Genomic DNA, 24,919 nt, shown 5'->3' with positions numbered 1-24,919 from the left:
TTCTCACGCTTGGGGGTCGGTGGAGCGCCGCAGCACCATCGCCGCGTTCGAGCCCATGAGCCCGCGGCTGAGCACCAGAGCCGTCCGAAGTTCGGCGGGGCGGGCGCTGCCGGTGACCACGTCGAGGTCGTGGCACACCTCGAAGACGTTCGGGGTCGGCGGTATGAGCGCGTTCTCCATGGAGAGCACCGCGGCGGCCGCGTCCATCACCGGAGCACCGCAATAGGCCCGCCCGATACCGGTCTTGGGCGCCGTCACCGGCACCCGCCTGCCGTGCGCGCCGAGGGCGTCGGCGATGGCCAGCGCCTCGGCGCGGTCGGCCGCGGGCACACCGAGGGCGTCGGCGAAGACGACGTCGATCTCGTCCGGCGCGCAGTCGGCCTCCCGCAGGGCGCCGATGATCGCCTGGGCGAGGCCCTCCCGGGACTCCTCCCACCTGAACGCTCCGGTGAACGTGGCTGCGTGTCCGGCGAGTTCGGCCCGGACCTTGGCCCCGCGCCGGCGCGCCGACTGCTCCTCCTCGACCACCAGCATGGCGCCGCCCTCGGCCGGCACGAAGCCGCAGGCCTCCGAGGTGAACGGCCGGTAGGCGCGGGTGGGGTCCTCGACGGTGCTCAGGTCCTCGTACCCGAGCTGGCAGACGACCGAGTAGGGCGCCAGCGGGGCCTCGGCCGCGCCGACCACCACGGCTTCGGTGCCACCACGGATCGAACGGGCGGCATGCGCCAGTGCGTCCAGACCGCCGGCCTCGTCGCTGGCCACGACCGCGCACGGCCCCTTGAAGCCGCCGCGGATCGAGATCTGGCCGGTGCTGGCCGCGTAGAACCAGGCAATGGACTGGTACGGGCCCACGTAGGTGGAGCCCTGTCCCCAGAGCCGCTGGAGTTCGCGCTGGCCGAATTCACCCCCGCCGGACCCGGCAGCGGTCACCACGCCGACGTCGAAGGGTGAATCCTCGTAGTCGGCGCGGCCGAGCCGGGCGTCGTCCAGCGCGATGTCCGCGGCGGCCATCGCGAAGTGCGTGAACTTGTCGGTCTGGACGAGGAAGCGCTCCTCGATCAGCTCGACCGCCTCGAATCCCCGCACCTCGCCCGCGACCCGCAGGGGCAGGTGTTCGCAGCCCTCGCGGGTGACCCGGTCCAGGACGCTTATTCCTTCGTGTGTCCGCTTCCAGAAGGCCTCGGTGTTACTTCCATTGGGGGCGACCACACCGATGCCGGTGACGACGGTTCGCCGGGCTTTGCGGGTTCTCATGGTGTCCTCCCACCTGTTCGGGTCAGGGCCACCGCCGACTGGAAGCCACCGAATCCGCTGCCCACCGAGAGGACGCTGCGCAGCTTCAGGGGACGCGCGGTGCGCGGCACGTAGTCGAGGTCGCATTCGGGGTCGGGGCTCTCGTAGTTCGCCGTCGGCGGCACCGTCTGGTGGACCAGGGCGAGTACGCAGGCCGCGATTTCTATCGCACCGATCGCCCCCAGCGAGTGGCCGACCATGGACTTGATCGAACTCATCGGGATGTCGAAGGCGTGTGCGCCCAGTGCCCGCTTCACTGCGGCCGTCTCGTGCCGGTCGTTCTGCTTGGTGCCCGAGCCGTGCGCGTTGACGTAGTCGATCTGCGACCCGTCCATACGGGCGTGGCCCAGCGCCCGGTTGATCGCCTCGGCCATCTCCAGGCCCTCGGGGGTCAGCCCGGTCATGTGGTAGGCGTTGCCGAAGGTGGCGTAGCCCGCGATCTCGCAGTACACGGTGGCACCGCGGGCACGGGCGTGTTCCAGCTCCTCCAGGACGAGGACCGCCCCGCCCTCGCCCATGACGAAGCCGTCGCGGCGTGCGTCGAACGGCCGGGAGGCGTGCTCGGCGTCGTCGTTGTTCGCCGACGTGGCCTTGATGGCGTCGAAGCACGCCACGGTGATCGGGGTGATCGGTGAGTCCGACGCACCGGCGATGCACACGTCGACGCGCCCCTCCTCGATGGACTGGAAGGCGTACCCGATCGCGTCGAGGCCGGAGGTGCAGCCCGTGGAGACGGTCTGCACCGGGCCGTGCGCGCCGACCTGCTCGGCCACCGCCGAGGCGAGGGTGCTGGGCGAGAAGGCCCGCTCCAGGTGGGGGCCGGCCGACCGGTGGTCGACGTCCCAGCGGGCACCGCCCTCGCTGACAGCGACGTAGTCGTGCTCCAGCCGGGTGGTGCCGCCGACCGCGGTGCCCAGCGACACCCCCATCCGCCAGGGGTCCACCTTCTCCGGGTCGAGGCCCGCGTCGCCGAGGGCCTCCCTGGCGGCCACCATCGCGAACTGGATGTAGCGGTCCGACCGGTCGACGGTGGCGGCGTCCAGCCCGTGCGCCGCCGGGTCGAAGTCGCACTCGGCGGCGATCCGGGAGCGGAATCCGGCCGGGTCGAAGAGCGTGATGCCCCTGGTCGCGGTGCGTCCGTTCGCGAGGAGGTCCCAGAACGCCGGTGCGCCGATCCCGCCGGGGGCGACGACGCCCACGCCGGTGACCGCCACCCGGCGGGTCATGAGGCGGCCTCCGATCGTTCCGGAGGCGTGACGCGGTCGGCGGATTCGGTGTGCTCGGTGTCGACGTGGCCGAGCTCCGGACGCGGGGCGAGCGGGCCGAGGTGGAAGACCATGCGAGCCTCGACGTCGCCCACGTTGCGGAATCGGTGGCGTACATGGGGAGGGATCAGCAGGCCCTGGTCGGGCCGCATCCGGTACGGTTCACCGTCCAGATCCACTTCCAGCAGGCCGTTCACGACGTACACGAACTCCTCGGAGTACGGGTGGTAGTGCTCGCCGATGCGGTCGCCGGGCTGAACGATCGCCAGCCCCATGAAGCCACTGGTGGCTCCCACCGCTGTCGGCGTGAGCATGGCGCGAAGATCCCCTCCACGCCTGCGGTTGGGCTGCGTCTCACTGAGGTCCACGATGCGTGGCCGGTGCGTGGTCATGACTGCTTTCCTCCTGGCGCATTGCGCGTTGTGTTGACGGGTTGAGCGAGAACCCCCCAGGGTGCGGATGCGCGGTTCAGGACTCCACGGCCCGCCGATCCGTGATCAGGGTCATCTCGGACTGCTCGAGGAACCGCGAGATGCCCCGCTCGTCCGTGGGGACGGCGTTGCCGCCGCCGTCGAGAAGACGTCCGAGCCTGGCCACCTTGCCGGGGCCGTCGATGCCCACCGCCTGGGCAGGCTGCGCGTCGATCGGTTCGACCGCTTCGAGGAGGCGGACGACGACGTCGTCGCGCTGGAAGATGGTGCTGCTGTCGATGATGCTCGCCGGGTCGTCGGCCGCCTCCTCGTCGTGCTCGGCGAGGAGCCGGGCGAGGGCCATGCCGCAGCCCTCCTTGGCCTCGTAGAAGAGTGCGTGCCGGCGGATGTCCTCCGCCTTGTGCCGGCCAGCGGTCACGTGGTGGACGGTCGGCAGCGCCGCCCGGGTGAAGAACATCCGGGCGGAGTCCGGGTCGCTGAGGTCCCGGTCCTGCTCCAGGTACGGGTTGATCGCCTCTTCGACGGCCCTGACCTCGGGCTGCCGGGCGACGTGGCGCAGGGCGGCGAGCAGGTCGCCCTCGACCTCGACGGCCCGCACGACGCGGTTTCCGTGCATGAAGAGCGAGGTGCGGCGCAGCCGGGTGTCCTCGTCGACCCGTGCGTTCGGCGAGTCGTAGTCCGCCAGGATCTTCGCCACGACGTCCTCGGTGCCCGGCTTGACGGTGAAGGTGAGCGCGTGGCGCACCACCCCGTCGCCCAGGCGCGGGGACGCCTGGAGGCGGCCCTTGACCGTCTCGGGCGCCATCTCGAAGGCCTTCCCGGTCTCCCGCAGGACGCTGAAGCGCAGCGACCGGGTGTCACGCACGCAGTTGTGCAGCGGCTGGACCGTCGCGACGTGCTCCTCGCTGTTCACCCAGGCGAGGAAGGGAGGTGCGCTGTCCCATTCGCTGGTGATCAGCCACTGGGAGGGGTTCTCGATGGACTGGCACAGCTGGTCGCTGATGTGTCCGGGGACGGACGCCACCTGATTGCGCAGGTGCTCGTACGCCTCGAGGAACTCCTTCTGGGCCCCGTCGTAGAGGTCCAGCAGCAGCACGACGCGCAGCCGGGAACCGTCGAAGGCGGACTGGGAGATCCGTTCCGAGAGGGTGGTGGTCATCTTTCGATCTCCTTCGAGACGTTTTCGTGGTCGAGCCGAGTGGCATGCCGTCAACCGTCGGTTGGCGAGTGGATTCGGAGCGGGGACTCTCCCGGCGGATGTGAATGGTCCGCCCCCGAGGCCGCGGACGTCGTCTCCGTGACCGATCGTGAAACGCTGGTCCGGGTGGCGCGAGATTTATGAACCGTTCAGGTGAGCGAGCGTCCGAACCGCTCTCACCAGGGCATTGAACAATGCAACCGAACGGCGTCCGAGCTGGAGCAACTGATGAACGAGAACGTCGACATCCGCGTGCCGGTCCTCATCGTGGGCGGCTCCCTGGTGGGCTTGTCCGCCTCACTCTTCCTCGGCCGGCTCGGGGTCGAGCACCTGCTGGTCGAGAAGCACCGGTCCACCTCGACACACCCGCGCGGCCGCGGCAACAACGTCCGCACGATGGAGGTGTTCCGCACGGCGGGTGCCGAGGCGGGCATCCGGCAGGCAGCCTCCGTCCTCGCCGACAACCACGGAATCCTGCAAGCCGGTTCGCTCACCGGGGACGATCAGGAGTGGCTGTTCAGGGAGATCGACCCGGGTGGCGGGATCGCTCGCTTCAGTCCGACCGGCTGGTGCCTGTGCAGCCAGAACGACCTGGAGCCGGTGCTGGTGAAGCTGGCCCGGGAACAGGGCGGTGACCTGCGGTTCTCCACCGAGATGCAGAGCTTCGACCAGGACTCGTCAGGGGTGGACGCGACGCTGAAGAACCGGGAGACCGGCGAGCACATCACTGTGCGCGCGGACTACCTGATCGCGGCCGACGGTCCGCGCAGCCCCATCCGTGACCAGCTGCGCATCAACCGGACGGGTCCCGGCGACCTCTTCCACAACGTCAGCATCACCTTCCGCTCCCGGCAGCTCGCCGACGTGCTGGGCGACCGGCGCTTCATCGTCTGCTATCTGACCAACCCGGCTGCGGACGGTGCCCTGTTGCCGGTCGACAACAAGAAGGAGTGGGTGTTCCACGCGCCGTGGCAGCCCCAACTCGGCGAAACCCTGGAGGACTTCACCGACGAGAGGTGCGCCGAGCACATCCGTACGGCGGTCGGCGCTCCGGACATCGACATCGAGATCACCGGCAAGGCGCCGTGGCACGCCGCGGAGCGGGTCGCCGAACGGTACTCCTCCGGCCGGGTCTTCCTCGCCGGCGACTCGGCCCACGAGATGTCCCCCACCGGGGCGTTCGGGTCCAACACCGGCATCCAGGACGCGCACAACCTCGCCTGGAAGCTCGCCACCGTGCTGAAGGGCGAGGCGGGTCCGGGCCTGCTGGACACGTACGAGGCGGAACGGCTGCCGGTGGCACGGGCGACGAGCGCACGGGCTTCGGCGCGCTCCAGCGAGCACAGCCACCCGGGATACTCCGCGGCACCGGGCGTGGGCGGCGGAAAGCAGGGCGGCATGCTCAGCGTGGCGCTGGGCTACCGCTATGTCCGCGGCGCGGTGCTGGGCACCGACCCCGAGCAGCCGGTGGTGCCGCAAGGGGTGCAGTTGAACGGTGAACCAGGCAGTCGTGCACCGCATCTGTGGGTCCATCAAGGCGGTGAGCGCAAGTCCACACTCGATCTGTACGAGCAGACGCTCGTGCTGCTCACCGACGGTGAGGACATGGCGTGGCGCCGGGCTGCGGCGCGGGTCGCCGACCGGCTCTCGGTCCGGCTCCAGGCGTACGGCATCGGCCCGGGTGCCGATCTGGAGCCGGAGACCGGCGCCGACTGGGCCGAGATCCACGGGACGACGTCCGAAGGCGCCGTGCTGGTGCGTCCCGACGGTTTCGTGGCCTGGCGGTCGACGGGCCCCGCGGCGGATGCCGAGAGCACCCTCCACGGGGTCCTGACCTCCCTGCTGCACCGTTCCTGACCCCTCCGTCGACGCCCGTGACGGACTCAGGACAGGCCGAACTTCCTTAGTTCCGCGAGGAATTCATCCGGCCGCTCGGTGTGGACGAGGTGTCCTGCGTCGATGCTGACGAACCGGCCGTCGGGTATCCGCCCCGCCATCCAGACCAGTCTCTCCTGGACGATCTGGCTGGTGGGGCCGCCGCCTATGACAAGCGTCGGGGCAACGATCTCACCGAGGCGTTCCCGTCCGGCGGGATCCGGTTCGTTCAGCTGGGCATCGGTCGACGGCACCACCGGCCAGTCGAAGTCCAGTTCCCCGTCGGGTCGTTCGGCGACACCGCGCGGCGGATCGAGCGGGAACGGCGGCGGCACCTCCTCCAGGACGAGCCGGCCGATCAGCCCGGGTTCCCGCTCGGCGAGCAGATAGGCGGCAGCGGCGCCCATGGAGTGCCCGACCACGGTGGCTCCCGCCAGGTTACGGGCCTCCAGGAAGGCATGCAGATCGTCCCGGAACAGCTCGAGGGAGTAGCGGCCGGGCCAGTCGCTGAGTCCGTGGCCGCGGAAGTCGAAGGCGTACACCCGGTGTTCGGCCGCGAGACGTTCGGCGATCGTGGTCCAGGTCCTGCTGTCGTCGCAGCGGCCATGGGCGAGCACGACGGGCGGTGCCGACGGATCCCCCCACACCCGGTGGGCGAGCCGGGTGCCACCGGCGTGCACGCTGAGCACCTCCGGGTCGAGGAAGGCCTCCACCGTGCGGACGAATGCGCCCGGGTCGTCCAGCCAGGGGAAGTGCGCGGCGCCGCGCTGCACGACGAACTCGGCGTTCGGGAAGAGTGCGACCAGTTCGGCGGCGCGGTCCGGAGTCGGCCCCGCGTCGTACTCCCCCGCGAGGACGAGAACCGGTGCGGTGACCGCCGTCAGCGCGGCGTTCGTGGTGGCCGGATCGAAGACGCCGTCCTGGTAATAGAAGGGCGCGGCCGAGGAGTTGGTCTGTGCCGGCGCCGCCTCGGCATGGGTCCGGGCGGCCTCGTCCCAGCGTCCGTAGGCGAACGGCGCGACAACGGCACGGACCTGGTCGGAGGCGTGGCCCGCGAGGAAGTCGTCCAGGGCGGCCCGTGCGTCCGCGTACCACGGTTCGCCGCGCCGGAGTTCGCTCGCCTCGCGCCAGTCCTGGTCGGTGACATCGATGCCGACCGCCCGGGTGCCGGGGGTGACGAGCGTGAGCGTACGCAGCCGCTCGGGGTGCCTGGCGGCGAAGAGCGCGGCCAGGTTGGCGGAGGCGGAGTGGGCGAGCAGGTCGATGCGTTCCTCGCCGAGATGTTCGCGCAGCGCCTCGACGTCGTCGACCAGGCGGTCGCAGCGGTACGTCGACGGGTCGTCCGGCACCGCGGAGTCCCCGGTCCCGCGCGGATCCGGCACCACGAGCCTGCGGCGGGCGGAGAGTCCGCCGAGGTCCCCCAGGTACGCACCGGCCCGCATCGGCCCGCCGGGCAGGCAGATCAGCGGTGTGCCCTTCCCCAGAAGGCGGTAGGCGAGTTCGGTCCCGTCGTATGCGTGGAAGATCGGCATGCCCGCCATCCAAACAGGGCCGCCCGAGCGGCGCAGCCGTGTTCGGTGTGAGCGAATCCGCGACGCGGATGAGCTGCGTCACTCCTCTTGCCATGGGCCGGAACATCCTGAATTACTACTGTCGAAAGATCGACCGAATGATCGGTCGCCTGCTCGGAAGAGGGAGATCCGGATGACGGCTCTGCTGGACGAGGCGGAACGACTGGGCCGGGACGAGCTGGAAGCACTCCAGCTGGATCGGCTGCGAGCCACGCTGCACCATGCGTACGAGAACGTCGGCCACTACCGGGCCGCGTTCGACAAGGCCGGACTGCGCCCGGACGACTGCCGTACCCTCGCCGATCTCGCCCGTTTCCCCTTCACGACCAAGGCCGACCTGCGGGACAACTACCCCTTCGGCATGTTCGCCGTCCCCGAGGAGCGCGTACGGCGGATCCACGCGTCCAGCGGGACGACGGGCCGCCCCACCGTCGTCGGCTACACCCAACGGGATCTGGACACCTGGGCCGACGTGGTCGCCCGCTCCATCCGGGCCGCCGGTGGACGTCCCGGGCAGAAGATCCATGTCGCGTACGGATACGGGCTGTTCACCGGCGGACTCGGCGCACACTACGGGGCGGAGCGGCTCGGCTGCACGGTCATCCCCGCCTCCGGGGGCATGACCGCCCGGCAGGTCCAGCTGATCCAGGACTTCCGCCCCGAGATCATCATGGTGACGCCGTCGTACATGCTGACGCTCCTCGACGAGTTCGTACGGCAGGGCGTCGATCCGCGTTCGACCTCCCTGAAGGTCGGGATCTTCGGTGCGGAGCCGTGGACGGAGGAGATGCGGCGCGAGATCGAGGAGCGGTTCGCGATCGACGCGGTCGACATCTACGGCCTTTCGGAGGTGATGGGGCCCGGGGTGGCGCAGGAGTGCGTCGAGACGAAGGACGGGCTGCACATCTGGGAGGACCACTTCTATCCCGAGGTCGTCGATCCGTTCACCGGCGAGGTGCTGCCGGAGGGGGCGGAGGGCGAGCTGGTCTTCACCTCCCTCACCAAGGAGGCCATGCCGGTGATCCGCTACCGGACTCGGGACCTCACCCGGCTGCTGCCGGGTACGGCCAGGGTGTTCCGGCGGATGGAGAAGGTGACCGGGCGCAGCGACGATCTGGTGATCCTGCGCGGCGTGAATCTCTTCCCGACCCAGATCGAGGAGATCGTGCTGCGCACACCCGGGGTGGCTCCGCACTTCCAGTTGCGGCTGACCCGCGAGGGCCGTCTCGACGCGCTGACCGTGAGGGCGGAGGCGCGGGCGGGGGCCACCCCGGAGCAGCGGGCGGCGGCCGCGGCGTCGATCACGGCGGCCGTCAAGGACGGGATCGGGGTGTCCGTCGGGGTCGAGATCGTCGATCCCGAGACGCTGGAGAGGTCGGTCGGCAAGTTCAGGCGGATCGTGGACGAGCGCGGCGGGTGCTGAAGGTCTTCGGGCCGCCCCCGGCCCACTGGATCACGCCCGTGGGGATGTTCTTCACCGCGGCCTGCTGCGCGGCCATGACCGGCGGGTACCCGGTCATGGCCGGACGGCCGGCCGCCATCCGCTACGCGAACCGGTCGCGCAGCTCCCGCTTGAGGATCTTCCCGCTGGCGTTGCGCGGCAGTTCGTCCACGAAGAGGACCTGCTTCGGGGCCTTGTAGTGGGCGAGCCGCTCGCGGGCGTGGTCGATGAGTTCGGCCGCCGTCGCGTCGCCGCGCAGCACGACGACGGCGGTGACGGCCTCGATCCAGCGCTGGTCGGGCAGTCCGACGACGGCGGCCTCGGCGACGGCGGGGTGGGTGTAGAGGGCGTCCTCGACCTGCCGGGAGGCGACGAGGACACCGCCGGAGTTGATGACGTCCTTCACCCGGTCGACGACAGTGAGGAATCCCTCGGCGTCGCGCACCGCGAGGTCGCCGGAGTGGAACCAGCCGTCGCGGAAGGCCTCCGCGGTCTCCTCGGGTTTGTCCCAGTAGCCCTCGCACAACTGGGGTGAGCGGTAGACCACTTCGCCGGCCGTGCCGTCGGGGACCTCCTTGCCGTCCTCGTCGACGACCCGGGCCTCGACGAAGAGGACGGGCCTGCCGCAGGAGTCCATCCGGCCCTCGTGCTCGTCCGGTCCGAGGACGGTGGCGAGCGGGCCGATCTCGCTCTGCCCGAAGCAGTTGTAGAAGGCGAGCGCGGGCAGCCGTTCGCGGAGCCGTTCCAGTACGGGCACGGGCATGATCGACGCGCCGTAGTACGCCTTGCGCAGGCCGCCGAGTTCGCGGGTGGTGAAGCCGGGGTGCTGGGAGATGCCGATCCAGACGGTCGGCGGCGCGAAGACGCTGTCCGCCTGTCCCGTCTCGACGAGGTCGAAGATCCGGTTCGCGTCGGGCGCGTCGAGGATCGTGTTCTGTGCCCCGACCGCGAGGCAGGGCAGCAGGAAGACATGCATCTGGGCGGAGTGGTAGAGCGGCAGCGAGTGGACGGGCCGGTCGGTGGCCCGCAGATCGAGCGCCGTGATCGCGCTGACGTACTCGTGCACGAGTGCGCCGTGGGTCATCATCGCGCCCTTGGGCAGCGCGGTGGTGCCCGAGGTGTAGAGCAGCTGGACAAGGTCTCCGGCGGCCGGTTCGCGTTCCGGGGCGAAGGGGCGCGGGATGGCGGTGGCCGCCAGGAGGGAGTCCGGTGCGTCGCGCAGCGGGCGTACGGGGAACGCGGCCGGAATCCGGTCGGCGAGGGCCGGGTCGGTGAGGACGAGGGCGCTGCCGGACTGTTCGAGGATGTACATGAGGTCGTCGCCGGTGAGGTTCTGGTTGACCGGCACATGGACCAGGCCCGCGCGGGCGCAACCGAGGTAGCCGATCAGATACGCGTCGGAGTTGTGCGCGTAGCAGGCGACCCGGTCGCCGGGGCGCAGTCCGTGCTCGCCGGCGAGCACGGCGGCGGCGGTGCTGACAGCCGCGTCGAGCTCCGCGTAGGTCCATGACCTGTCCGCGTACCGCAGGGCGGTGCGCTCCGGGGTGCGCCGGGCGCTGCGTGCCAGGACTCCGTCGACTGTGCTGCTCCGTACACCTGTCATGGCGTGATCCTGTGCGGCCGGAACCCGGGGGTCAAGGGGCCGGATACCGGAGGGGATGTTGACAGGGGTGCGCAGCTGCTGGCTGAGTTGCGCGTGGCGACTCGAACCCTCGGGCAACCGCCTTTCGCACCCGCACAGTTGGGAGGACCGTTGCCGCTCCGCAACCGTCTGAGACTTCTTGCGATATCCGGCCTCGCGCTGTTCACCGTCTCGGCGTCGTTGCCGCCCGCCGCGGCCGACGCCTCGCGCTCCCACCGCCCATCGGGCGGCGGGCTGTCCGCCACGATCCGGTACACCGAGTACGGCATCCCGCACATCGTGGCGAAGGACTACGCGAGCCTGGGCTTCGGCAACGGCTGGGCCCAGGCCGCGGACCAGGTGTGCACCCTCGCCGACGGCTTCGTGACGCTGCGCGGCGAGCGGTCCCGGTACTTCGGTCCGGACGCGGCTCCGGACGGCTCGCTGTCCGCCGCGACGAAGAACCTCTCCAGCGACCTCTACTTCCGCGGGGTCCGCCAGAGCCGCACGGTGGAGAAGCTGTTGAAGGCTCCCGCACCGGCGGGTCAGAGCCGTGACGTCAGGGAACTGGAGCGCGGCTGGGCGGCCGGATACAACGCGTGGCTGGCGCAGAACCGGATCGACGACCCGGCCTGCCGGGGCGCCGCCTGGGTACGACCGGTGACCACACTGGATGTGGTGGTGCGCGGCTACGCGCTCTCGGTGCTCGCCGGTCAGGGGCGCGGCATCGACGGCATCACGGACGCTCGGCCGCCCACGGATGGCTCGCGGCCGCCCACGGCTCCGACGCCGGACGAGGCGGCGGACGCGGCCCGGAGGCTGCTGTCGACGCAGAACGCCGACATGGGTTCCAACGCGGTCGCCTTCCGCGGGGACACGACGGCGAACGGGCGGGGCCTGCTGCTCGGCAATCCGCACTACCCGTGGCAGGGCGGACGGCGGTTCTGGCAGTCGCAGCAGACCATTCCCGGTGAGCTGAACGTGGCGGGCGGATCACTGCTCGGCGCGCCCATCGTGTCCATCGGGCACAACGCGAACATCGCGTGGAGCCACACCGTGGCCACCGGTGTCCCGCTCAACCTGCATCAGCTCACCCTCGATCCGGCCGATCCGACCGCGTATCTGGTGGACGGCAGAGCCGAGCGGATGACGAAGCGCACGGTCTCGGTCGCGGTGAAGGGCGGCGGTGCCGTGACCCGCACGCAGTGGTGGACCCGGTACGGGCCGGTCGTCACCTCGCTCGGTGCCGGGCTGCCGTTGCCCTGGACGACGACGACCGCGTACGCGCTCAATGACCCGAACGCCGTGAATCTGCGATTCTCGGACGCCGGTCTCGGCTTCAGCCGGGCCCGCAGCACCGCCGACATCCAGGCCGCGTTGCACCGTACGCAGGGGCTGCCGTGGGTGAACACCATCGCCGCCGATTCGTCCGGGCATTCGTTCTTCTCGCAGTCGCAGGTGCTGCCGAGGATCACGGACGAGCTCGCGGCGCGGTGCTCCGCCCCGCTGGGCAGGGCGACGTATCCGTCGTCCGGGCTCGCGGTGCTGGACGGTTCGAGGAGCGACTGCGCACTTGGTTCGGACCCGGAGGCCGTCCAGCCGGGCATCTTCGGGCCGGGCCGGATGCCCACCGTGAAGGACGCCCCGTACGTGGAGAACTCCAACGACAGCGCCTGGCTGACGAACGCGTCCGCGCCGCTGACCGGCTTCGAGAGGATCTTCGGCACGGTCGGCACGCCCCGCTCGATGCGCACCCGGGGCGCGGTCGAGGATGTGTCCGCGATGGCGGCGAAGGGCCGGCTGACCGTGGCCGATCTGCAGGGCCAGCAGTTCGCAAACCGTGCGCCGGCCGGTGATCTGACCGCCTCGGACATGGCGGCGGCCTGCGCGGCGCTGCCCGGCGGCAGTGCGGTCGGCAGCGACGGCAGGGCGGTCTATGTGTCGGCGGCGTGCGAGGTGCTGCGGCGCTGGGACCGGAAGGTCGACACCCGCAGCCGGGGCGCGCTGCTCTTCGACCGGTTCTGGCGCAGGGCGACGGCCGCGGTCCCGCAGGCCGAGCTGTGGAAGGTGCCGTTCTCCCCCGCCGATCCGGTCGGTACGCCGAACACGCTGAATGTCTCCGCGCCCGGCGTCACCAGGGCTCTCGCCGACGCGGTGGCCGAACTGCGGGCGGCCGGGATCGCGCTGGACGCCCCGCTGGGCCGGCACCAGTCGGTGGAGCAGAACGGGAAGCGCATCCCGATCGGCGGCGGTACGGAATCGCTCGGCATCTGGAACAAGACGGAGCCGGTGTGGGACGCGGCGGCCGGCGGCTACCGGGAGGTGTCGGCGGGCTCCAGCTACATCCAGGCGGTCGGCTGGGACGGCAGCGCATGCCCGGTGGCGCGCACCCTGCTCACGTACTCCCAGTCCTCCGATCCGCACTCGCCGCACTACAGCGACCAGACCGAGCTGTACTCGGGTGAGCGGTGGGTGACGTCCCGGTTCTGTGAGAAGGACATCCTGCGCTCGCCCGCGCTGCGGGTCGTGCGGGTCCACGAACGCCGGTAGTTCCTCACGGTGCGATCGGTCGGTCCCTGTCCGCCCGGCGGGTGGACAGGGACCGACTGCGAGGAATCAGGGATCGACCGCGCGGAATCAACGACTGATCGCGCGGAATCAGGGGCTGATCGCGAGGAAGACGAACGCGGCGAAGATCGACAGATGGACGCCGCCCTGGAGCAGGGTGGCCCGTCCCGGTACGACGGTCAGCGCGCCGACCACCACGGTGAGTGCGAGCAGCACCATATGGGTGGCGCCGAGACCGAGATGGAGCGGTCCGTCGAGCCAGACCGAGGCGAGGGCGATGGCCGGAATGGTCAGGCCGATGCTCGCCATCGCCGAGCCGAGGGCGAGATTGAGACTGGTCTGGACGCGCTCGCGACGGGCTGCCCGCACCGCCGCCAGGGTCTCCGGCAGCAGTACCAGCAGCGCGATGACGACACCGACCACCGCCTGGGGCATCCCGGCCGCCTCCACCCCGGACTCGATGGTCGGCGAGACGGACTTGGCGTCGCCGACGACCGCGACCAGCGCGACCAGCAGCATCACCAGGCTCAGGGCGGTGGCGCCCCGGCCGGGCAGCGGCGCGTGGTGCTCGTCCGGCTTGAGCGCGCCCTCGGGTGTGAGAGGCAGGAAGTACTCGCGGTGCCGCACCGTCTGCACGGCGACGAACAGCCCGTACAGGAAGAGCGAGGCGACGGCGGCGAACGCCAGTTGGGCGGTGGAGAACTCTGGGCCGGGTTTGCCGACGGTGAAGGTCGGCAGGACCAGGCTGAGGGTGGCGAGTGTGGCGACGGTCGCGAGGGCGGCCCCGGAGCCTTCGGCGTTGAAGACGACGACACGGGAACGGACGGCGCCCACGAGCAGGGACAGCCCGACGATTCCGTTGCAGGTGATCATCACGGCGGCGAAGACGGTGTCGCGAGCGAGCGCGGACGTCTTGGGGCCCCCGTCCACCATCAGGGTGACGATGAGGGCCACTTCGATCACGGTGACGGCGACGGCCAGGACGAGCGAGCCGAACGGTTCCCCGACCCGGTGGGCGATGACCTCGGCGTGGTGCACGGCGGCCAGGACGGCGCCCGCGAGACAGAGCGCGACCACGGCGACGGCGAACGCCGGCAGTTCCCGTCCCCAGCTGAAGACCAGCGCTAGGGCGGCGACGATCGGCACGACCACCGTCCACCGGGTCGCCAGTGACCGGACCGTCGCGCTCGCGTTCATGGGCCACACCCTGCCAGAGCCGGTACGAAGGCGCTCGTCGGGCGGCGAACGGCCGGTGGTTCACGGACTGGCGGTGGTTCACCGACTGGCGGTGGTTCACAGGGCCCGCTGGTGTCCTTCCCAGTACGGGTCGCGCAGCCGTCGCTTGTAGAGCTTGCCGTTGGGGTCGCGGGGCATCGTGTCGATGAAGTCGATGGTTCTGGGGCGTTTGTACCCGGCGAGACGCTGTTCGCAGTGGCTCAGGATCCCGGCGGCGAGCTCCTGGCCCGCCTCGTGTCCCGGGGCCGGTTCGACGACCGCCTTGACCTCCTCCCCCCAGTCGGGGTGCGGAATGCCGAAGACCGCGACGTCGGCGACCGCGGGGTGGCCGAGGAGGGTGCCCTCGATCTCGGCGGGGTAGATGTTGACGCCACCGGAGATGATCATGTCGATCTTGCGGTCGCGGAGGAAGAGGTAGCCGTCCTCGTCGAGGATGCCGAGGTCGCCGACGGTGAAGAAGTCGCCGATGCGGTTCTTCCGCGTCTTGGTCTCATCCTTGTGGTAGCTGAAGCCACCGGTGTTCATCTTCATGTAGACGGTGCCGAGCTCGCCGGGCGGCAGCCGGTTGCCGTCGTCGTCGAAGACGGCGAGTTCACTGATCGGCCAGGCCCGGCCGACCGTGCCCGGTTTCTTCAGCCAGTCCTCGGCGGTGGCGAAGGCGCCGCCGCCCTCGCTGGCCGCGTAGTACTCCTCGACGCACCTCCCCCACCAGTCGATCATGGCGCGTTTGACGTGGTCGGGGCAGGGCGCCGCACCGTGGATGGCGTGCCGCATGGCCGTGACGTCGTAGCGCCGTCTCACTTCGTCGGGGAGGGTGAGGAGGCGGTGGAACTGGGTCGGGACCATGTGCGTGTGGGTGCAGCGGTGGGTGTCGATGAGCCGCAGCATCTCCTCGGGCGTCCATCGGTCCATCAGCACCAGCGGGTGTCCGATGTGCAGGGACGCGCCCGCGAACTGCAGAACGGCGGTGTGGTAGAGCGGCGAGCAGACCAGGTGGACGTTGCCGTCGAACGGTTTGATGCCGAAGATGCCGAGGAATCCGCCGAGGTGGCTCTCCTCGGGGAGCCGGCCGGAGAGCGGACGGCGGATGCCGCGCGGGCGGCCCGTGGTGCCCGAGGTGTAGTTCATGACCCAGCCCAGGGTGCGGTCGTCCGGGGCTCGTCCGGGCTGTCCTTCGAGCAGTTCGGCGTACGGGCGGAAGCCGTCGACGGTGCCCACGGCGAAGCGCTGGGCCGCCGGCAGTTCCGCCTCGTCGGCGGCCTCGCTCACGGCCTGCGCGAACCGCTCGTGGGCGATGAGCACCTTGGCGCCGGAGTCGGAGACGATCCAGGCGATCTCGGGGCCGACGAAGTGGTGGTTGACGGGTACGAGGTAGAGACCGGCCTGGGCGGCGGCGAGATAGGCGGTGAAGAACTCGACGCCGTTGGGCAGCACGACCGCGAACGCGTCGCCCCGCCGCAGCCCGGCCGCGCGCAGTCCGTGGACGAGGCGGTTGGCGGCGGCGTGCAGCCGGCCCGCCGTCCAGCTCTCGCCGTCGGGTGCGATCAGGACCGTGCGGTCGGGGTCGGCGGTGGCCTGGGCCCAGAAGCCGTTGGGGGTTCGAGTCATGAGGCGCTCCGTCCGGCGATGCGGTTGATCCGGTCCACGGCACGCTCGAAACCACGGGTCAGGTCGTCGAAGACGGCCTGCACGCCGCGTTCGCTGTTCATCCGGCCGACGATCTGGCCGACGGGGGTGCCGAGCAGCGCGCCGGTCTCGTACTTCTGGATACGCGATACGGCCTCGGCCACCAGCAGCCCCTGGAGCGGCATGGGAAGGGTGCCGGGTCCCGCCGGGTCGTCCCAGGCGTCGGTCCACTCGGTACGGAGCTGGCGCGCGGGTTTACCGGTGAGCGCGCGGGAGCGGACGGTGTCGCCGGAGCCGGCGGCGAGGAGCTTGCGGGTCAGCGCGCGGGAGTGGAGGTCGGCCTCCTCGGTGGTCAGCCAGAGGGAGCCGAGCCAGACGCCCTGGGCGCCGAGGGCGAGTCCGGCGGCGATCTGCTCGCCGCTGCCGATCCCGCCGGCGGCGAGGACGGGCAGCGGTCCGACGGCGTCGACGACGTCCGGGACCAGGACCATGGAGGCGATCTCGCCGGTGTGGCCGCCCGCCTCGTACCCCTGGGCGACGACGATGTCGATGCCCGCGTCGGCGTGGTGGCGGGCGTGCTTGGCGCTCCCGGCGAGTGCGGCGACGAGCACGCCCCGGTCGTGGGCGCGCCGGACGACGTCGGCGGGCGGTGACCCGAGGGCGTTGGCGAGGAGCCGGATGGGGTAGTCGAAGGCGACGTCGAGCTGGTTGCGGGCGACTTCCTCCATCCAGCCGGTGATGCGCCAGCCGGACGCCTCGCCCTCGGGGAGTTCCGGTACGCCGTGCTTGGCGAGGGTGTCCTGGACGAACTGCCGGTGTCCGGCCGGGATCATCGCCTCGACATCTGCCTCGGTCACCCCCTCCACCTTTTTCGCGGGCATGACGACATCCAGGCCGTACGGCTTGCCATCGGTGTGTTCCTGCATCCAGTCGAGGTCGCGCGCGAGGTCTTCGGGGGCGGTGTAGCGGACCGCGCCGAGTACGCCGAATCCGCCGGCCCGGGTGATGGCCGCGGCCACCGCGGGGAACGGCGTGAAGCCGAAGATGGCGTGCTCGACTCCCAGTTTCTTGCTCAGCTCCGTCTCCATGGGCCGCAGGATGCCGCAGCAGGACAGCCGAGGGAAGAGATTTTCTGATGCTGTGTCAGATTCTTTGTGACGCAGGGGGCCTCCGTGACGGCGGGGGTGACAGTAATCTCTGCGGCGGCAGGAAGTTTCATTGTCGGACGAAATTTCGAAAGTTACTTTCGCGCAGCAGGAAGGGGTTCCGGATGACCGAGGACGCGGCGGGCAGAGGGATCAGCCGACGGAGGCTCGGGGGTGGGATGCTGGCCCTGGGCGGGGCACTCGCCCTGGCGCCGATTCCGTTCGCGGAGCGGGCGTCGGCCATGGAGCCGGGGGCGGGGTCGTCGGATATGCGCGCAGGAGCCCTCGGGAGCGCCGCGTCGGGGCAGGGCCGGCCGACGCTGCGGCGCGGACCGGCTGCCCGCGCCGGACTGCTTCAGGAGCCCCTGGACCAATTGGTCGCCGACGCGGAGAAGTTCCTCTCCGACTCCCCCAAGCACCCCTGGTACGCGGGTGCGGTGCTGCTTGCCGGGCGGGGCGGCACGGTGGCCCTGCACCAGCCGATCGGCAAGGCCGTGCGCTACGCGGCGTACGACGAGAAGACCGACACCGGAGTGGAGTTCCCGCCCGACCGGCAGATCCCCATGGCCGAGGACACCGTCTTCGACCTGGCTTCGGTCTCGAAGCTGTTCACCTCGATCCTGGCCGTGCAGCAGATCGAACGCGGGACGCTGGAACTGGAGGCGAAGGTCGCCTCGTACCTCCCCGATTTCGCCGGTGGCGGCAAGCAGGACATCACGATCCGTCAGCTGCTCACGCACACCTCGGGCTTCCGTGCCTGGATTCCGCTGTACAAGGCGCCGACGCGGGAGGGGAAGCTGCAACTGCTGTGGAACGAGGTGCCGGCCAGCCCGCCCGGCACGGTGTACCTCTACTCCGACCTCAATCTGATCTCGCTCCAGCTGGTCCTGGAGAAGATCACCGGCCGCACGCAGGATGTCCTGCTCCGTGAGCAGATCACCGCTCCGCTCGGGATGCACCGCACCCGGTACAACCCACCGGCCTCCTGGAAGCCGAAGATCGCCGCGACCGAGGACGCCCGGCTGCCCTGGTCCGGACTGGACCGCGGACTGGTCTGGGGCGAGGTCCACGACGAGAACGCGTACAGCCTGGACGGGGTGGCGGGCCATGCCGGAGTCTTCTCCTGCGCCTGGGACCTGGCGGTCCTCGCCCGCACGCTGCTCAACGGCGGGGTGTACGGGCGTGCGCGGATCCTCTCCGCCGAGTCGGTCGACCTGCTGTTCACCGACTTCAACACCGCGTTCCCCGGCGATGCGCACGGCCTCGGATTCGAGCTCTACCAGCACTGGTACATGGGGGCGATGGCCACGCCGCGCACCGCGGGCCACACCGGCTTCACCGGCACCAGTCTCGTACTGGACCCGACGACCGACTCGTTCCTGATCGTGCTCGGCAACTCGGTCCACCCGGTGCGTAGTTGGCGTTCCGGCAGCGCGCCGCGCGTCGCCACGGCCAACCGGATGGCGCGCGCCGTCGCGGTCCGTCCCGCGCGTGGCCGTACGGCGTGGTTCTCGGGGATGGCGAGCGCCGCCTCCGCCACGCTCACCCTGCCGGCACTGCACCTCGCCTCCTCGCACGCCCGGCTGAGCTCGGCCCTGTGGTGGGACACCGAGCCCGGCTCAGACTTCCTCTTCCTGGAGGCGTCGGCCGACGCCGGGGCGACCTGGCAGCCCGTACCGTTCACCACCGTACCGACGGCGGAGAAACCCCACCCCGAGCCCGAGCCGCATCCCACCGGCGCGGTCTCCGGCTGGTCCGGCCGGGTGTGGCACCGCCTCGACGCGGATCTCGCCGCCTGGCACGGCAAGGAGGTCCGGCTGAGGTGGCGGTACACGACGGATCAGCTGTACGTCGGGCGTGGGGTGTACGTGGACGCCGTCCGGGTCGAGGACGGCAACCGGACGGTCTTCGACGAGAGCCGGTCCGGCGACGCCACGCGCATCGAGGCGCTGGGCTGGACGGCGTCGGCGGACTGAGTCGCGCCGGGCCGGACCGATGGGACGCCGTGCCGGGGAAGGGCCGTCCCCCTTTCCCCGGCACGGCAGCAGCGCGGCGCAGCACGAGCCGAGTGGCACTCGGCCGATCGGCGTGCCTCGTACGCCCACCGCCCCCGCATGCCGTCGCGGGACCCCCACCGGGGGAACCGGGTGCGCCGCATCGGAGAATGCCCCGATGACCACATCACCGCAGACCTGGAAGCGCGTCGAGCGCCTGGACGCCGAGCGGATGGCAGCCGCCGTGTACGCCGGGGCCGGGGTGCGGCTGGTGGTCGAGGGGCCCTGTCCGGGCGGTGAGGTCGGTGCCGCGTACGTGCGGTGGCCCGACGGCCACCGGTCGGTCCTCAAGGCGCGGCCGGACACCCGGATCGAGGAGTTGCGGGCGGGTCCGCTGGCGGTGTGCGAGGTGCTGGGCGCTCGCGGGTATCCCTGCCCGTCGACGGAGTTGGCGCTCCAGGTGGACCGTGCGGTGGTGCTGGTCCAGCAGCTGCTGCCGGGGACACCCATGGAGCGTCTGGACCACCACGGGCTGGATCAGGCGCTCGCCCTCAACGCCTCGCAGGCGGGACTGCTGACCGAGCACCCACATGTCCCGTCGATGAACCTGTATCTGCTCGACGACGGCCCCGGCTACTGTCTCCACGAGCCGCTGCGTCGGCACAGCCGGCGCGGCGATGCCCTGGAGCGACGGATCAGGTCGGTGGGGGCCGGCCGTCCTCGCCTGCTGGCCGGACACGACGTCGTGCACCAGGACTTCCACCACGGCAACCTGCTCGCCGTGGACGGTACCGTCACCGGAGTCATCGACTGGGACGGCGCCGGACGGGGAGACCACCGTTTCGACCTGGTCACCCTGCGCTTCGGACTGCACGCGAAGGAGCAGGCGCCGGGGGTCGTGCGTCGCCTCGACGACATCCTGGACGCCTTGCCCGCGGACGTACTGCGTCCCTGCTGGGCCCATATGAGTCTGCGCATGACCGACTGGGCCATCCGGCACTTCGCCCCGGGCGATGTCGCGCACTGGCTGGATCTGGCCGAACAGCGCCTGTGACGGATCCGGTAAAGGCCGGACGCTGTATGTTCCGGCCGTGATCCACGACTGGAAGAGCGATCGAATAGGCAGTGCCCTGCGGGGCGGGAACCCGACCGTCCTGCGGCGCCTGGAGGCAGGATTCGCCGTGATCGGGGACGTGCAGTTCCTGCCGGGGTACTCGGTGCTCCTGGTCGACGAACCAGGAGTGGAGCGCCTGTCCGAACTCCCGAGGGCCAAGCGGCTGGCCTTCCTGTCCGACATGGACCGGCTCGGCGAAGCCGTCGAACGTGCCTGCCGCCGTACGGACCCCGCGTTTCGCCGGGTGAACCTGGAGATCCTCGGCAACACCGACGGGTTTCTGCACGCACACGTGTGGCCCCGCTACGAGTGGGAGCCGGGCGATCTGGTCGGCATGCCCGTCTGGCTGTATCCGCAGGACCGGTGGAGCGACGGACGTTTCGCGCTCGGCCCGCGACACGACGCGCTGCGGGCGGCGATCGGCGAGGAGCTCGACCGGGTGGCGGCGGGAGGCAGGCGGCCCATCGGCCCCGCGGCGCCCGGCGCGCCGGCCACGGGAGCGGTGTGAAGACGGCTGCCGACCCGGCCGCGCCCCGCCTGGCGCCGCTACGGGTTCCCGCCTTCCGGCGGTTCGTGCTCGCCAATCTCGTCTCGGCGACCGGGTCCGCGATGGCTCCGATCGCCCTGGCCTACGCGGTGATCGGGCAGGGTGGTGGCGCGGGTTCGCTCGGTGTCGTGCTGGCGACGAATTCGGTCCCGACGATCGTCTTCACCGTCGCGGGTGGTGTTCTCGCGGATCGGCTGTCGCGCAGCCGGATCCTGTTCCTGGGCAATCTGCTGGCCGCGGCGGCGCAGGGGGCGCTCGCGGCGCTCGTGGCCACCGGCCAGGCGGCGACCGCTTCGATCGCCGTGTGCGGCTTCGTGTCCGGGATCGCCACCGCCTTCACGGCTCCGGCCGCGACGGGTGTCGTGGCGCAGGTCGTCGCGGCGGAACACCGGCAACAGGCCAACGCGTCGCTCCGGCTTCCGAGCAACGCCGTCAAGGTGCTCGGTCCCGTCGTCGGCGGAGTGATCGTCGCGATCGGCGGACCGGCGTGGGCACGGTGGTGGTCGCCGCGTGGCTGGCCGGTTTTCAGCTCCTCGGTCCCGTGATCGCGGCCGAGCACTACTCGGGGGCGCGTTCCTGGGGGCTGGTCCAGGGCGCGTTCGCGTTCGGGCTCCTGGCCGGGACGGTGGTGTGCCTGCGCTGGAGGCCGTACCGTCTGCTGGCCGTCGCCGTCCTCACCGGTGCCGGACTCTGTCTGCCACCGGCGGCACTGGGCTTCGGGCTGGCCCTGCCCTGGGTCCTGCTCGCCACCGTGCTCGCGGGCATCGGGCTGGGTGTCGCCATCGTGGCGTGGAACACCGCACTCCAACAGCACGTGCCCCAGGAGGAACTGGGCCGGATGAGCTCGTTCAACGGTGTCGGGGAGCGGATCGCCATCCCGCTCGGCTACCTCGTCACCGCGCTCGCCGCGCGTGCCTGGGCCGACCGGGCCGTGCTCCTGGTCTGTGCCGGTGCCATCGTGGCCACCACGGCCCTCAACCTCTGTGTACGGGACGTGTACCGCGTCAATCGCACCTGAGCACGGGGACGTGTACTCGACAGCACAGCGGGTGGGCCACCGGCTCAGACCGCCCCGGAGTCTTCCGGCTGGATGCCTGCCCGGCGGGACACGTCCTCGCTGTGCTCCAAGTGGCCGCGCCCCTCCTCGCCGAGCTGCCCGAGCACCCCGGCGAGCACGGTCTCGACGGTGGCCAGCGTCGGGACCATGCTGTCGTACGGCGAAGGCGCGGCGACGTGGCTGGGCAGGACGACGTCGGCGAGGTTGGTCACCGGCGAGAGCCAGGCGTCGGTGAACAGGACGACCTTGCTTCCGCACTGCGCGGCCATCTCGGCGATGACGATCTTGTCCGGTTCGTAGCGCCGGTAGTCGAAGACCACGAGGACGTCCTGCCGCCCGAGACCCGCCAGGACGGCGGTCCGCTCCACGTCGCGGTCCGGCAGGATGACCACGTCGCCGCGCAGTTGCATGAGGTGCAGCCCCAGGTACTGCGCCAGCAGATGCGTGAACCGGCCACCGGCCAGGATGATGCGGCGTTTGGGGTGGCAGAGCAGGGCGATCGCCGCCTGCACGTCGTGGGGCGGCAGTTCCCGCAGCGTGCGTGCGACCTCGGAGCTGAACACGTCCTGTCCGCCCTCGGGGTGCCCGGTGTCCCGCCCCTCCTCGTCCGGAGCACCGGGTGGCGTGGTGCCGTATCCCCGTGTGCTGTACAGCTGCAGAGGTGAGGCGGTGCGTTCCTCCAGCTCCCCCCGCAGCGCCGCCTGGAAGTCGGGGAACCCCTTGTAGCCCAGCCGGTTGACGAAACGGATGACCGTGGGCGCGCTCACCGCGGCGCGTTCGGCGAGCGTGGCCACCGTCTCGAAGCCGGCCGACGGGTAGCCGGCGAGCAGCACTCGGGCCACCTTGCGCTCGGCGGGGCTGAGGTCACCGAACCGTTGCCGGATCTCTTCGGCGAGTGAGGACATGGGCCGGGCGCCACCTTTCTGAAGGGGTTCAGGTTACGCGGACCGGCGTGCTCCGGGTATCCGGGTCAGCCCTCGTCGTGGCGCCGAGAGCGGTGATCAGCGCCGCGAGCAGGGCAACCCGGTGCGGGACCGTCGTCATGTCCAGCCACTCCTGCGGGCTGTGGTCGCCGCCGCCGACCGGGCCGAGGCCGTCGAGCGTCGGCACCCCGGCTCCGGCAATGGTGTTGGCGTCGCCGACGCCACCGGTGGCAGCCGCTCCCAGGTCGAGGCCGAGGTCCGCCCCGGCCTCCCGGGCACGGGCGAACACGGCGCGGGCCGCCGGGGTGTCCTCCATGGCCGGGCATGCTTCCGTCTGCCGCACGGTGGCCGTGGTGCCCGGTACGGCCAGCTGGGAGGCAGCCACCACGATGGCCTGTCGGGCGCGCTGGATGCCCGATTGGGTCGAGGACCGTACCTCCACGTGCAACTCGGCCTCGGGGCAGACGATGTTGATACGGCTGCCCGCCCGGACCATCCCCACATTGACCGTGACGTCGCCCCAGAGCCCGTTCATCTCCTGGCAGACGATGAGCAGATGAGCAGCGGCCAGTGCAGCGTTCGCTCCGCGTTCCGGTTCGATGCCTGCGTGGGCGGCCCGTCCCGTGACGGTGATCAGGAAGTCCGCCACCCCCTTGCGGGCGATGACGAGGTCGCCGTTCTCCCGGGCGCACTCCAGGCCCAGCCCGTAGTCGACGCCCGCGGCGAGCTCCGCGGTCACCCGGCGGCTGGCCGGGGAGCCGATCTCCTCGTCGGGGGTGGCGAGGAAGACGATCTCCGCGAAGTCCGTCATCCCGCGGCGCAGCAGGATCTCCACGGCGGTGAGGCCGGCCAGCAGGCCGCCCTTGTCGTCGCTGACTCCGGGGCCGTGAGCGAGCCGGCCATTGCGGGTGAAGGGGCGCCGCGCCGCCGTCCCGTCGTCGAAGACGGTGTCCAGGTGTCCGGCGAGAAGGATGCGGCGTCCGCCCTGTTCGGCGGGGATCCGGCCGCGCAGCCGCCCCACCACCAGGTCACCGAAGCGCATGTCGCGGCCCGGGACCGCGACGGGCGAGCGGTCCACCTCGAACCCCAGGCCGGTCAGACGCCGCGCGGTCCATGTCGCGACGCGATTGACTCCTTCGGGGCTGTACGAGCCGGAGTCGATGGACACCAGATGTTCCAGGTCCGCCAGGTAGCGTGGCCGGCGGGCGAGGGCGTCGGACAGCAGTAGCGCAGTCGTGCCCCGCTGCGGTGCCTCGGGCATCACAGGACCTTCGACAGGAAGGTGCGGGTGCGTTCCTGCCGGGGATCGCCGAGTACCTGTCGGGGGTCACCGGCCTCGACCACGACACCGCCGTCCATGAAGACGGCCGTGTCCGCGACCTCCCGGGCGAATCCGATCTCGTGTGTGACGACGACCATCGTCATCCCTTCCGCGGCCAACTGCCGCATCACGTCGAGCACTTCCCCGACCAGTTCCGGGTCCAGGGCCGACGTCGGTTCGTCGAAGAGCATCAGTTTGGGCTTCATCGCGAGCGCTCTGGCAATCGCGACGCGTTGCTGCTGGCCGCCGGACAGCTGAGCCGGATAGCGCTCGGCACGGTCGGCGAGGCCGACCCGTTCCAGCAGCCGCAGCGCGTCGGTACGTGCCTCGGCCCTGGTGACGCCCGCGACCTTCACGGGCGCCTCCATGACGTTCTCCAGGGCGGTCATGTGCGGGAAGAGATTGAACCGCTGGAACACCATCCCGATGTCGCGGCGGGCGCGGGCGATCTCGCGTTCCTTCAGCTCGTACAGCCGATTGCCCTGCTGCCGGTAGCCGACCGGGGCGCCGTCGACGGAGAGGCTGCCTCCGTCGATCTTCTCCAGATGGTTGATGCAGCGCAGGAACGTGGACTTCCCCGAGCCCGAGGGGCCCAGCAGGCAGCAGACGCGGCCGCGTTCGACGGTCAGGTCGATGCCCCGGAGCACGGAGACCTTCCCGAAGTGTTTGCGCACGCCCTCGGCGTGCACCATC

The 24,919-nt window shown here is 70.9% G+C and carries 20 protein-coding genes; 8 read left to right on the top strand and 12 right to left on the bottom strand.

Going from position 1 to position 24,919, the window contains the following annotated elements; genetic code table 11:
* Positions 1–3: 3 nt before the first annotated feature.
* The 4 genes from OG611_RS24940 to OG611_RS24925 all read right to left on the bottom strand — a co-directional run bounded on the left by OG611_RS24940 (position 4) and on the right by OG611_RS24925 (position 4,148).
* Positions 4–1,254 (bottom strand): ketosynthase chain-length factor, encoded by a 1,251-nt coding sequence (locus OG611_RS24940; RefSeq protein ID WP_266424103.1) that lies wholly within the window; start codon positions 1,252–1,254, stop codon positions 4–6.
* Complete coding sequence (locus tag OG611_RS24935; RefSeq protein WP_266424101.1) at positions 1,251–2,519, bottom strand: beta-ketoacyl synthase; 1,269 nt, start codon at positions 2,517–2,519, stop codon at positions 1,251–1,253. Before OG611_RS24935 ends, OG611_RS24940 begins: the two co-directional genes overlap by 4 nt.
* Positions 2,516–2,950 carry a cupin domain-containing protein gene (locus OG611_RS24930; protein ID WP_266424098.1) on the bottom strand — a complete coding sequence of 145 codons (435 nt, stop codon included), beginning with the start codon at positions 2,948–2,950 and terminating at the stop codon, positions 2,516–2,518. Before OG611_RS24930 ends, OG611_RS24935 begins: the two co-directional genes overlap by 4 nt.
* Positions 2,951–3,026: 76 nt before the next feature.
* The gene (locus OG611_RS24925) at positions 3,027–4,148 is read right to left on the bottom strand and encodes a SchA/CurD-like domain-containing protein (RefSeq protein ID WP_266424095.1); all 1,122 of its coding nucleotides are present in this window, start codon (positions 4,146–4,148) and stop codon (positions 3,027–3,029) included.
* Positions 4,149–4,415: 267 nt separating this feature from the next.
* Here OG611_RS24925 and OG611_RS24920 point away from each other — a divergent pair, with 267 nt between their 5' ends.
* The gene (locus OG611_RS24920; protein WP_266424093.1) at positions 4,416–6,044 is read left to right on the top strand and encodes an FAD-dependent monooxygenase; all 1,629 of its coding nucleotides are present in this window, start codon (positions 4,416–4,418) and stop codon (positions 6,042–6,044) included.
* Between the two features lie 26 nt (positions 6,045–6,070).
* Here the strand turns inward: OG611_RS24920 and OG611_RS24915 are convergent, their stop codons facing one another.
* On the bottom strand, positions 6,071–7,594 hold the full coding sequence (locus OG611_RS24915; RefSeq protein ID WP_266424090.1) for an alpha/beta fold hydrolase: 1,524 nt from the start codon (positions 7,592–7,594) through the stop codon (positions 6,071–6,073).
* A 172-nt stretch (positions 7,595–7,766) separates the two neighbouring features.
* On the opposite strand from OG611_RS24915, the gene paaK reads away from it, so the two are divergent.
* A complete protein-coding gene (gene paaK, locus OG611_RS24910) occupies positions 7,767–9,056 on the top strand; it encodes a phenylacetate--CoA ligase PaaK (protein WP_266424087.1) in 1,290 nt (429 codons plus the stop codon).
* A gap of 121 nt (positions 9,057–9,177) precedes the next feature.
* On the opposite strand, the gene OG611_RS24905 is transcribed toward paaK, so the two are convergent.
* Positions 9,178–10,677 carry an acyl-CoA synthetase gene (locus tag OG611_RS24905; protein WP_266424085.1) on the bottom strand — a complete coding sequence of 500 codons (1,500 nt, stop codon included), beginning with the start codon at positions 10,675–10,677 and terminating at the stop codon, positions 9,178–9,180.
* A gap of 150 nt (positions 10,678–10,827) precedes the next feature.
* On the opposite strand from OG611_RS24905, the gene OG611_RS24900 reads away from it, so the two are divergent.
* Positions 10,828–13,245 (top strand): penicillin acylase family protein, encoded by a 2,418-nt coding sequence (locus OG611_RS24900; RefSeq protein WP_266424082.1) that lies wholly within the window; start codon positions 10,828–10,830, stop codon positions 13,243–13,245.
* Positions 13,246–13,353: 108 nt separating this feature from the next.
* On the opposite strand, the gene OG611_RS24895 is transcribed toward OG611_RS24900, so the two are convergent.
* From OG611_RS24895 to OG611_RS24885, 3 genes are all read right to left on the bottom strand, one after another.
* On the bottom strand, positions 13,354–14,460 hold the full coding sequence (locus OG611_RS24895; protein ID WP_266424079.1) for a calcium:proton antiporter: 1,107 nt from the start codon (positions 14,458–14,460) through the stop codon (positions 13,354–13,356).
* A gap of 96 nt (positions 14,461–14,556) precedes the next feature.
* Entirely contained in the window at positions 14,557–16,107 is a 1,551-nt protein-coding gene (locus OG611_RS24890) for an acyl-CoA synthetase (protein ID WP_266424077.1), read from the bottom strand.
* Positions 16,104–17,213 (bottom strand): nitronate monooxygenase family protein, encoded by a 1,110-nt coding sequence (locus tag OG611_RS24885; RefSeq protein WP_266424075.1) that lies wholly within the window; start codon positions 17,211–17,213, stop codon positions 16,104–16,106. The genes OG611_RS24890 and OG611_RS24885 overlap by 4 nt, the downstream gene beginning before the upstream one ends.
* A 182-nt stretch (positions 17,214–17,395) precedes the next feature.
* Here OG611_RS24885 and OG611_RS24880 point away from each other — a divergent pair, with 182 nt between their 5' ends.
* The 5 genes from OG611_RS24880 (at position 17,396) to OG611_RS40700 (ending at position 21,943) form a co-directional block, all read left to right on the top strand.
* On the top strand, positions 17,396–19,246 hold the full coding sequence (locus OG611_RS24880) for a serine hydrolase (RefSeq protein ID WP_266424072.1): 1,851 nt from the start codon (positions 17,396–17,398) through the stop codon (positions 19,244–19,246).
* 196 nt (positions 19,247–19,442) lie between these two features.
* Positions 19,443–20,318: a phosphotransferase gene (locus tag OG611_RS24875; protein ID WP_266424069.1), complete on the top strand. Its 876-nt coding sequence runs from the start codon at positions 19,443–19,445 to the stop codon at positions 20,316–20,318.
* A gap of 37 nt (positions 20,319–20,355) precedes the next feature.
* Positions 20,356–20,886 carry an HIT family protein gene (locus OG611_RS24870; RefSeq protein WP_266424066.1) on the top strand — a complete coding sequence of 177 codons (531 nt, stop codon included), beginning with the start codon at positions 20,356–20,358 and terminating at the stop codon, positions 20,884–20,886.
* Entirely contained in the window at positions 20,883–21,470 is a 588-nt protein-coding gene (locus tag OG611_RS40705; RefSeq protein ID WP_323180222.1) for an MFS transporter, read from the top strand. The genes OG611_RS24870 and OG611_RS40705 overlap by 4 nt, the downstream gene beginning before the upstream one ends.
* Entirely contained in the window at positions 21,467–21,943 is a 477-nt protein-coding gene (locus OG611_RS40700; protein WP_323180221.1) for an MFS transporter, read from the top strand. The genes OG611_RS40705 and OG611_RS40700 overlap by 4 nt, the downstream gene beginning before the upstream one ends.
* Positions 21,944–21,987: 44 nt before the next feature.
* On the opposite strand, the gene OG611_RS24860 is transcribed toward OG611_RS40700, so the two are convergent.
* From OG611_RS24860 to OG611_RS24850, 3 genes are read right to left on the bottom strand one after another with little or no spacing between them, the layout of a single operon-like run.
* A complete protein-coding gene (locus OG611_RS24860) occupies positions 21,988–22,887 on the bottom strand; it encodes a MurR/RpiR family transcriptional regulator (protein WP_266424064.1) in 900 nt (299 codons plus the stop codon).
* Positions 22,888–22,915: 28 nt separating this feature from the next.
* Positions 22,916–24,166 (bottom strand): M20/M25/M40 family metallo-hydrolase, encoded by a 1,251-nt coding sequence (locus OG611_RS24855; RefSeq protein ID WP_266424060.1) that lies wholly within the window; start codon positions 24,164–24,166, stop codon positions 22,916–22,918.
* Positions 24,166–24,918 carry an amino acid ABC transporter ATP-binding protein gene (locus tag OG611_RS24850; RefSeq protein WP_266424057.1) on the bottom strand — a complete coding sequence of 251 codons (753 nt, stop codon included), beginning with the start codon at positions 24,916–24,918 and terminating at the stop codon, positions 24,166–24,168. Before OG611_RS24850 ends, OG611_RS24855 begins: the two co-directional genes overlap by 1 nt.
* Position 24,919: the final 1 nt, after the last annotated feature.

The sequence above is a fragment of the Streptomyces sp. NBC_01363 genome, from assembly GCF_026340595.1.
Lineage (GTDB): Bacteria > Actinomycetota > Actinomycetes > Streptomycetales > Streptomycetaceae > Streptomyces.
This window is presented reverse-complemented; position numbering and strand designations above follow the sequence as displayed.

What these genes read in the sequence shown, in the direction of transcription:
- OG611_RS24855 (WP_266424060.1), bottom strand. Translation starts at nt 24,166, where the DNA reads ATGCCCGAGGCACCGCAGCGGGGCACGACTGCGCTACTGCTGTCCGAC.
- paaK (WP_266424087.1), top strand. Translation starts at nt 7,767, where the DNA reads ATGACGGCTCTGCTGGACGAGGCGGAACGACTGGGCCGGGACGAGCTG.
- OG611_RS24880 (WP_266424072.1), top strand. Translation starts at nt 17,396, where the DNA reads ATGACCGAGGACGCGGCGGGCAGAGGGATCAGCCGACGGAGGCTCGGG.
- OG611_RS24915 (WP_266424090.1), bottom strand. Translation starts at nt 7,594, where the DNA reads ATGCCGATCTTCCACGCATACGACGGGACCGAACTCGCCTACCGCCTT.
- OG611_RS24885 (WP_266424075.1), bottom strand. Translation starts at nt 17,213, where the DNA reads ATGGAGACGGAGCTGAGCAAGAAACTGGGAGTCGAGCACGCCATCTTC.
- OG611_RS24930 (WP_266424098.1), bottom strand. Translation starts at nt 2,950, where the DNA reads ATGACCACGCACCGGCCACGCATCGTGGACCTCAGTGAGACGCAGCCC.
- OG611_RS24850 (WP_266424057.1), bottom strand. Translation starts at nt 24,918, where the DNA reads ATGGTGCACGCCGAGGGCGTGCGCAAACACTTCGGGAAGGTCTCCGTG.
- OG611_RS24890 (WP_266424077.1), bottom strand. Translation starts at nt 16,107, where the DNA reads ATGACTCGAACCCCCAACGGCTTCTGGGCCCAGGCCACCGCCGACCCC.
- OG611_RS24895 (WP_266424079.1), bottom strand. Translation starts at nt 14,460, where the DNA reads ATGAACGCGAGCGCGACGGTCCGGTCACTGGCGACCCGGTGGACGGTG.
- OG611_RS24935 (WP_266424101.1), bottom strand. Translation starts at nt 2,519, where the DNA reads ATGACCCGCCGGGTGGCGGTCACCGGCGTGGGCGTCGTCGCCCCCGGC.
- OG611_RS24940 (WP_266424103.1), bottom strand. Translation starts at nt 1,254, where the DNA reads ATGAGAACCCGCAAAGCCCGGCGAACCGTCGTCACCGGCATCGGTGTG.
- OG611_RS24920 (WP_266424093.1), top strand. Translation starts at nt 4,416, where the DNA reads ATGAACGAGAACGTCGACATCCGCGTGCCGGTCCTCATCGTGGGCGGC.
- OG611_RS24925 (WP_266424095.1), bottom strand. Translation starts at nt 4,148, where the DNA reads ATGACCACCACCCTCTCGGAACGGATCTCCCAGTCCGCCTTCGACGGT.
- OG611_RS24905 (WP_266424085.1), bottom strand. Translation starts at nt 10,677, where the DNA reads ATGACAGGTGTACGGAGCAGCACAGTCGACGGAGTCCTGGCACGCAGC.
- OG611_RS24875 (WP_266424069.1), top strand. Translation starts at nt 19,443, where the DNA reads ATGACCACATCACCGCAGACCTGGAAGCGCGTCGAGCGCCTGGACGCC.
- OG611_RS24860 (WP_266424064.1), bottom strand. Translation starts at nt 22,887, where the DNA reads ATGTCCTCACTCGCCGAAGAGATCCGGCAACGGTTCGGTGACCTCAGC.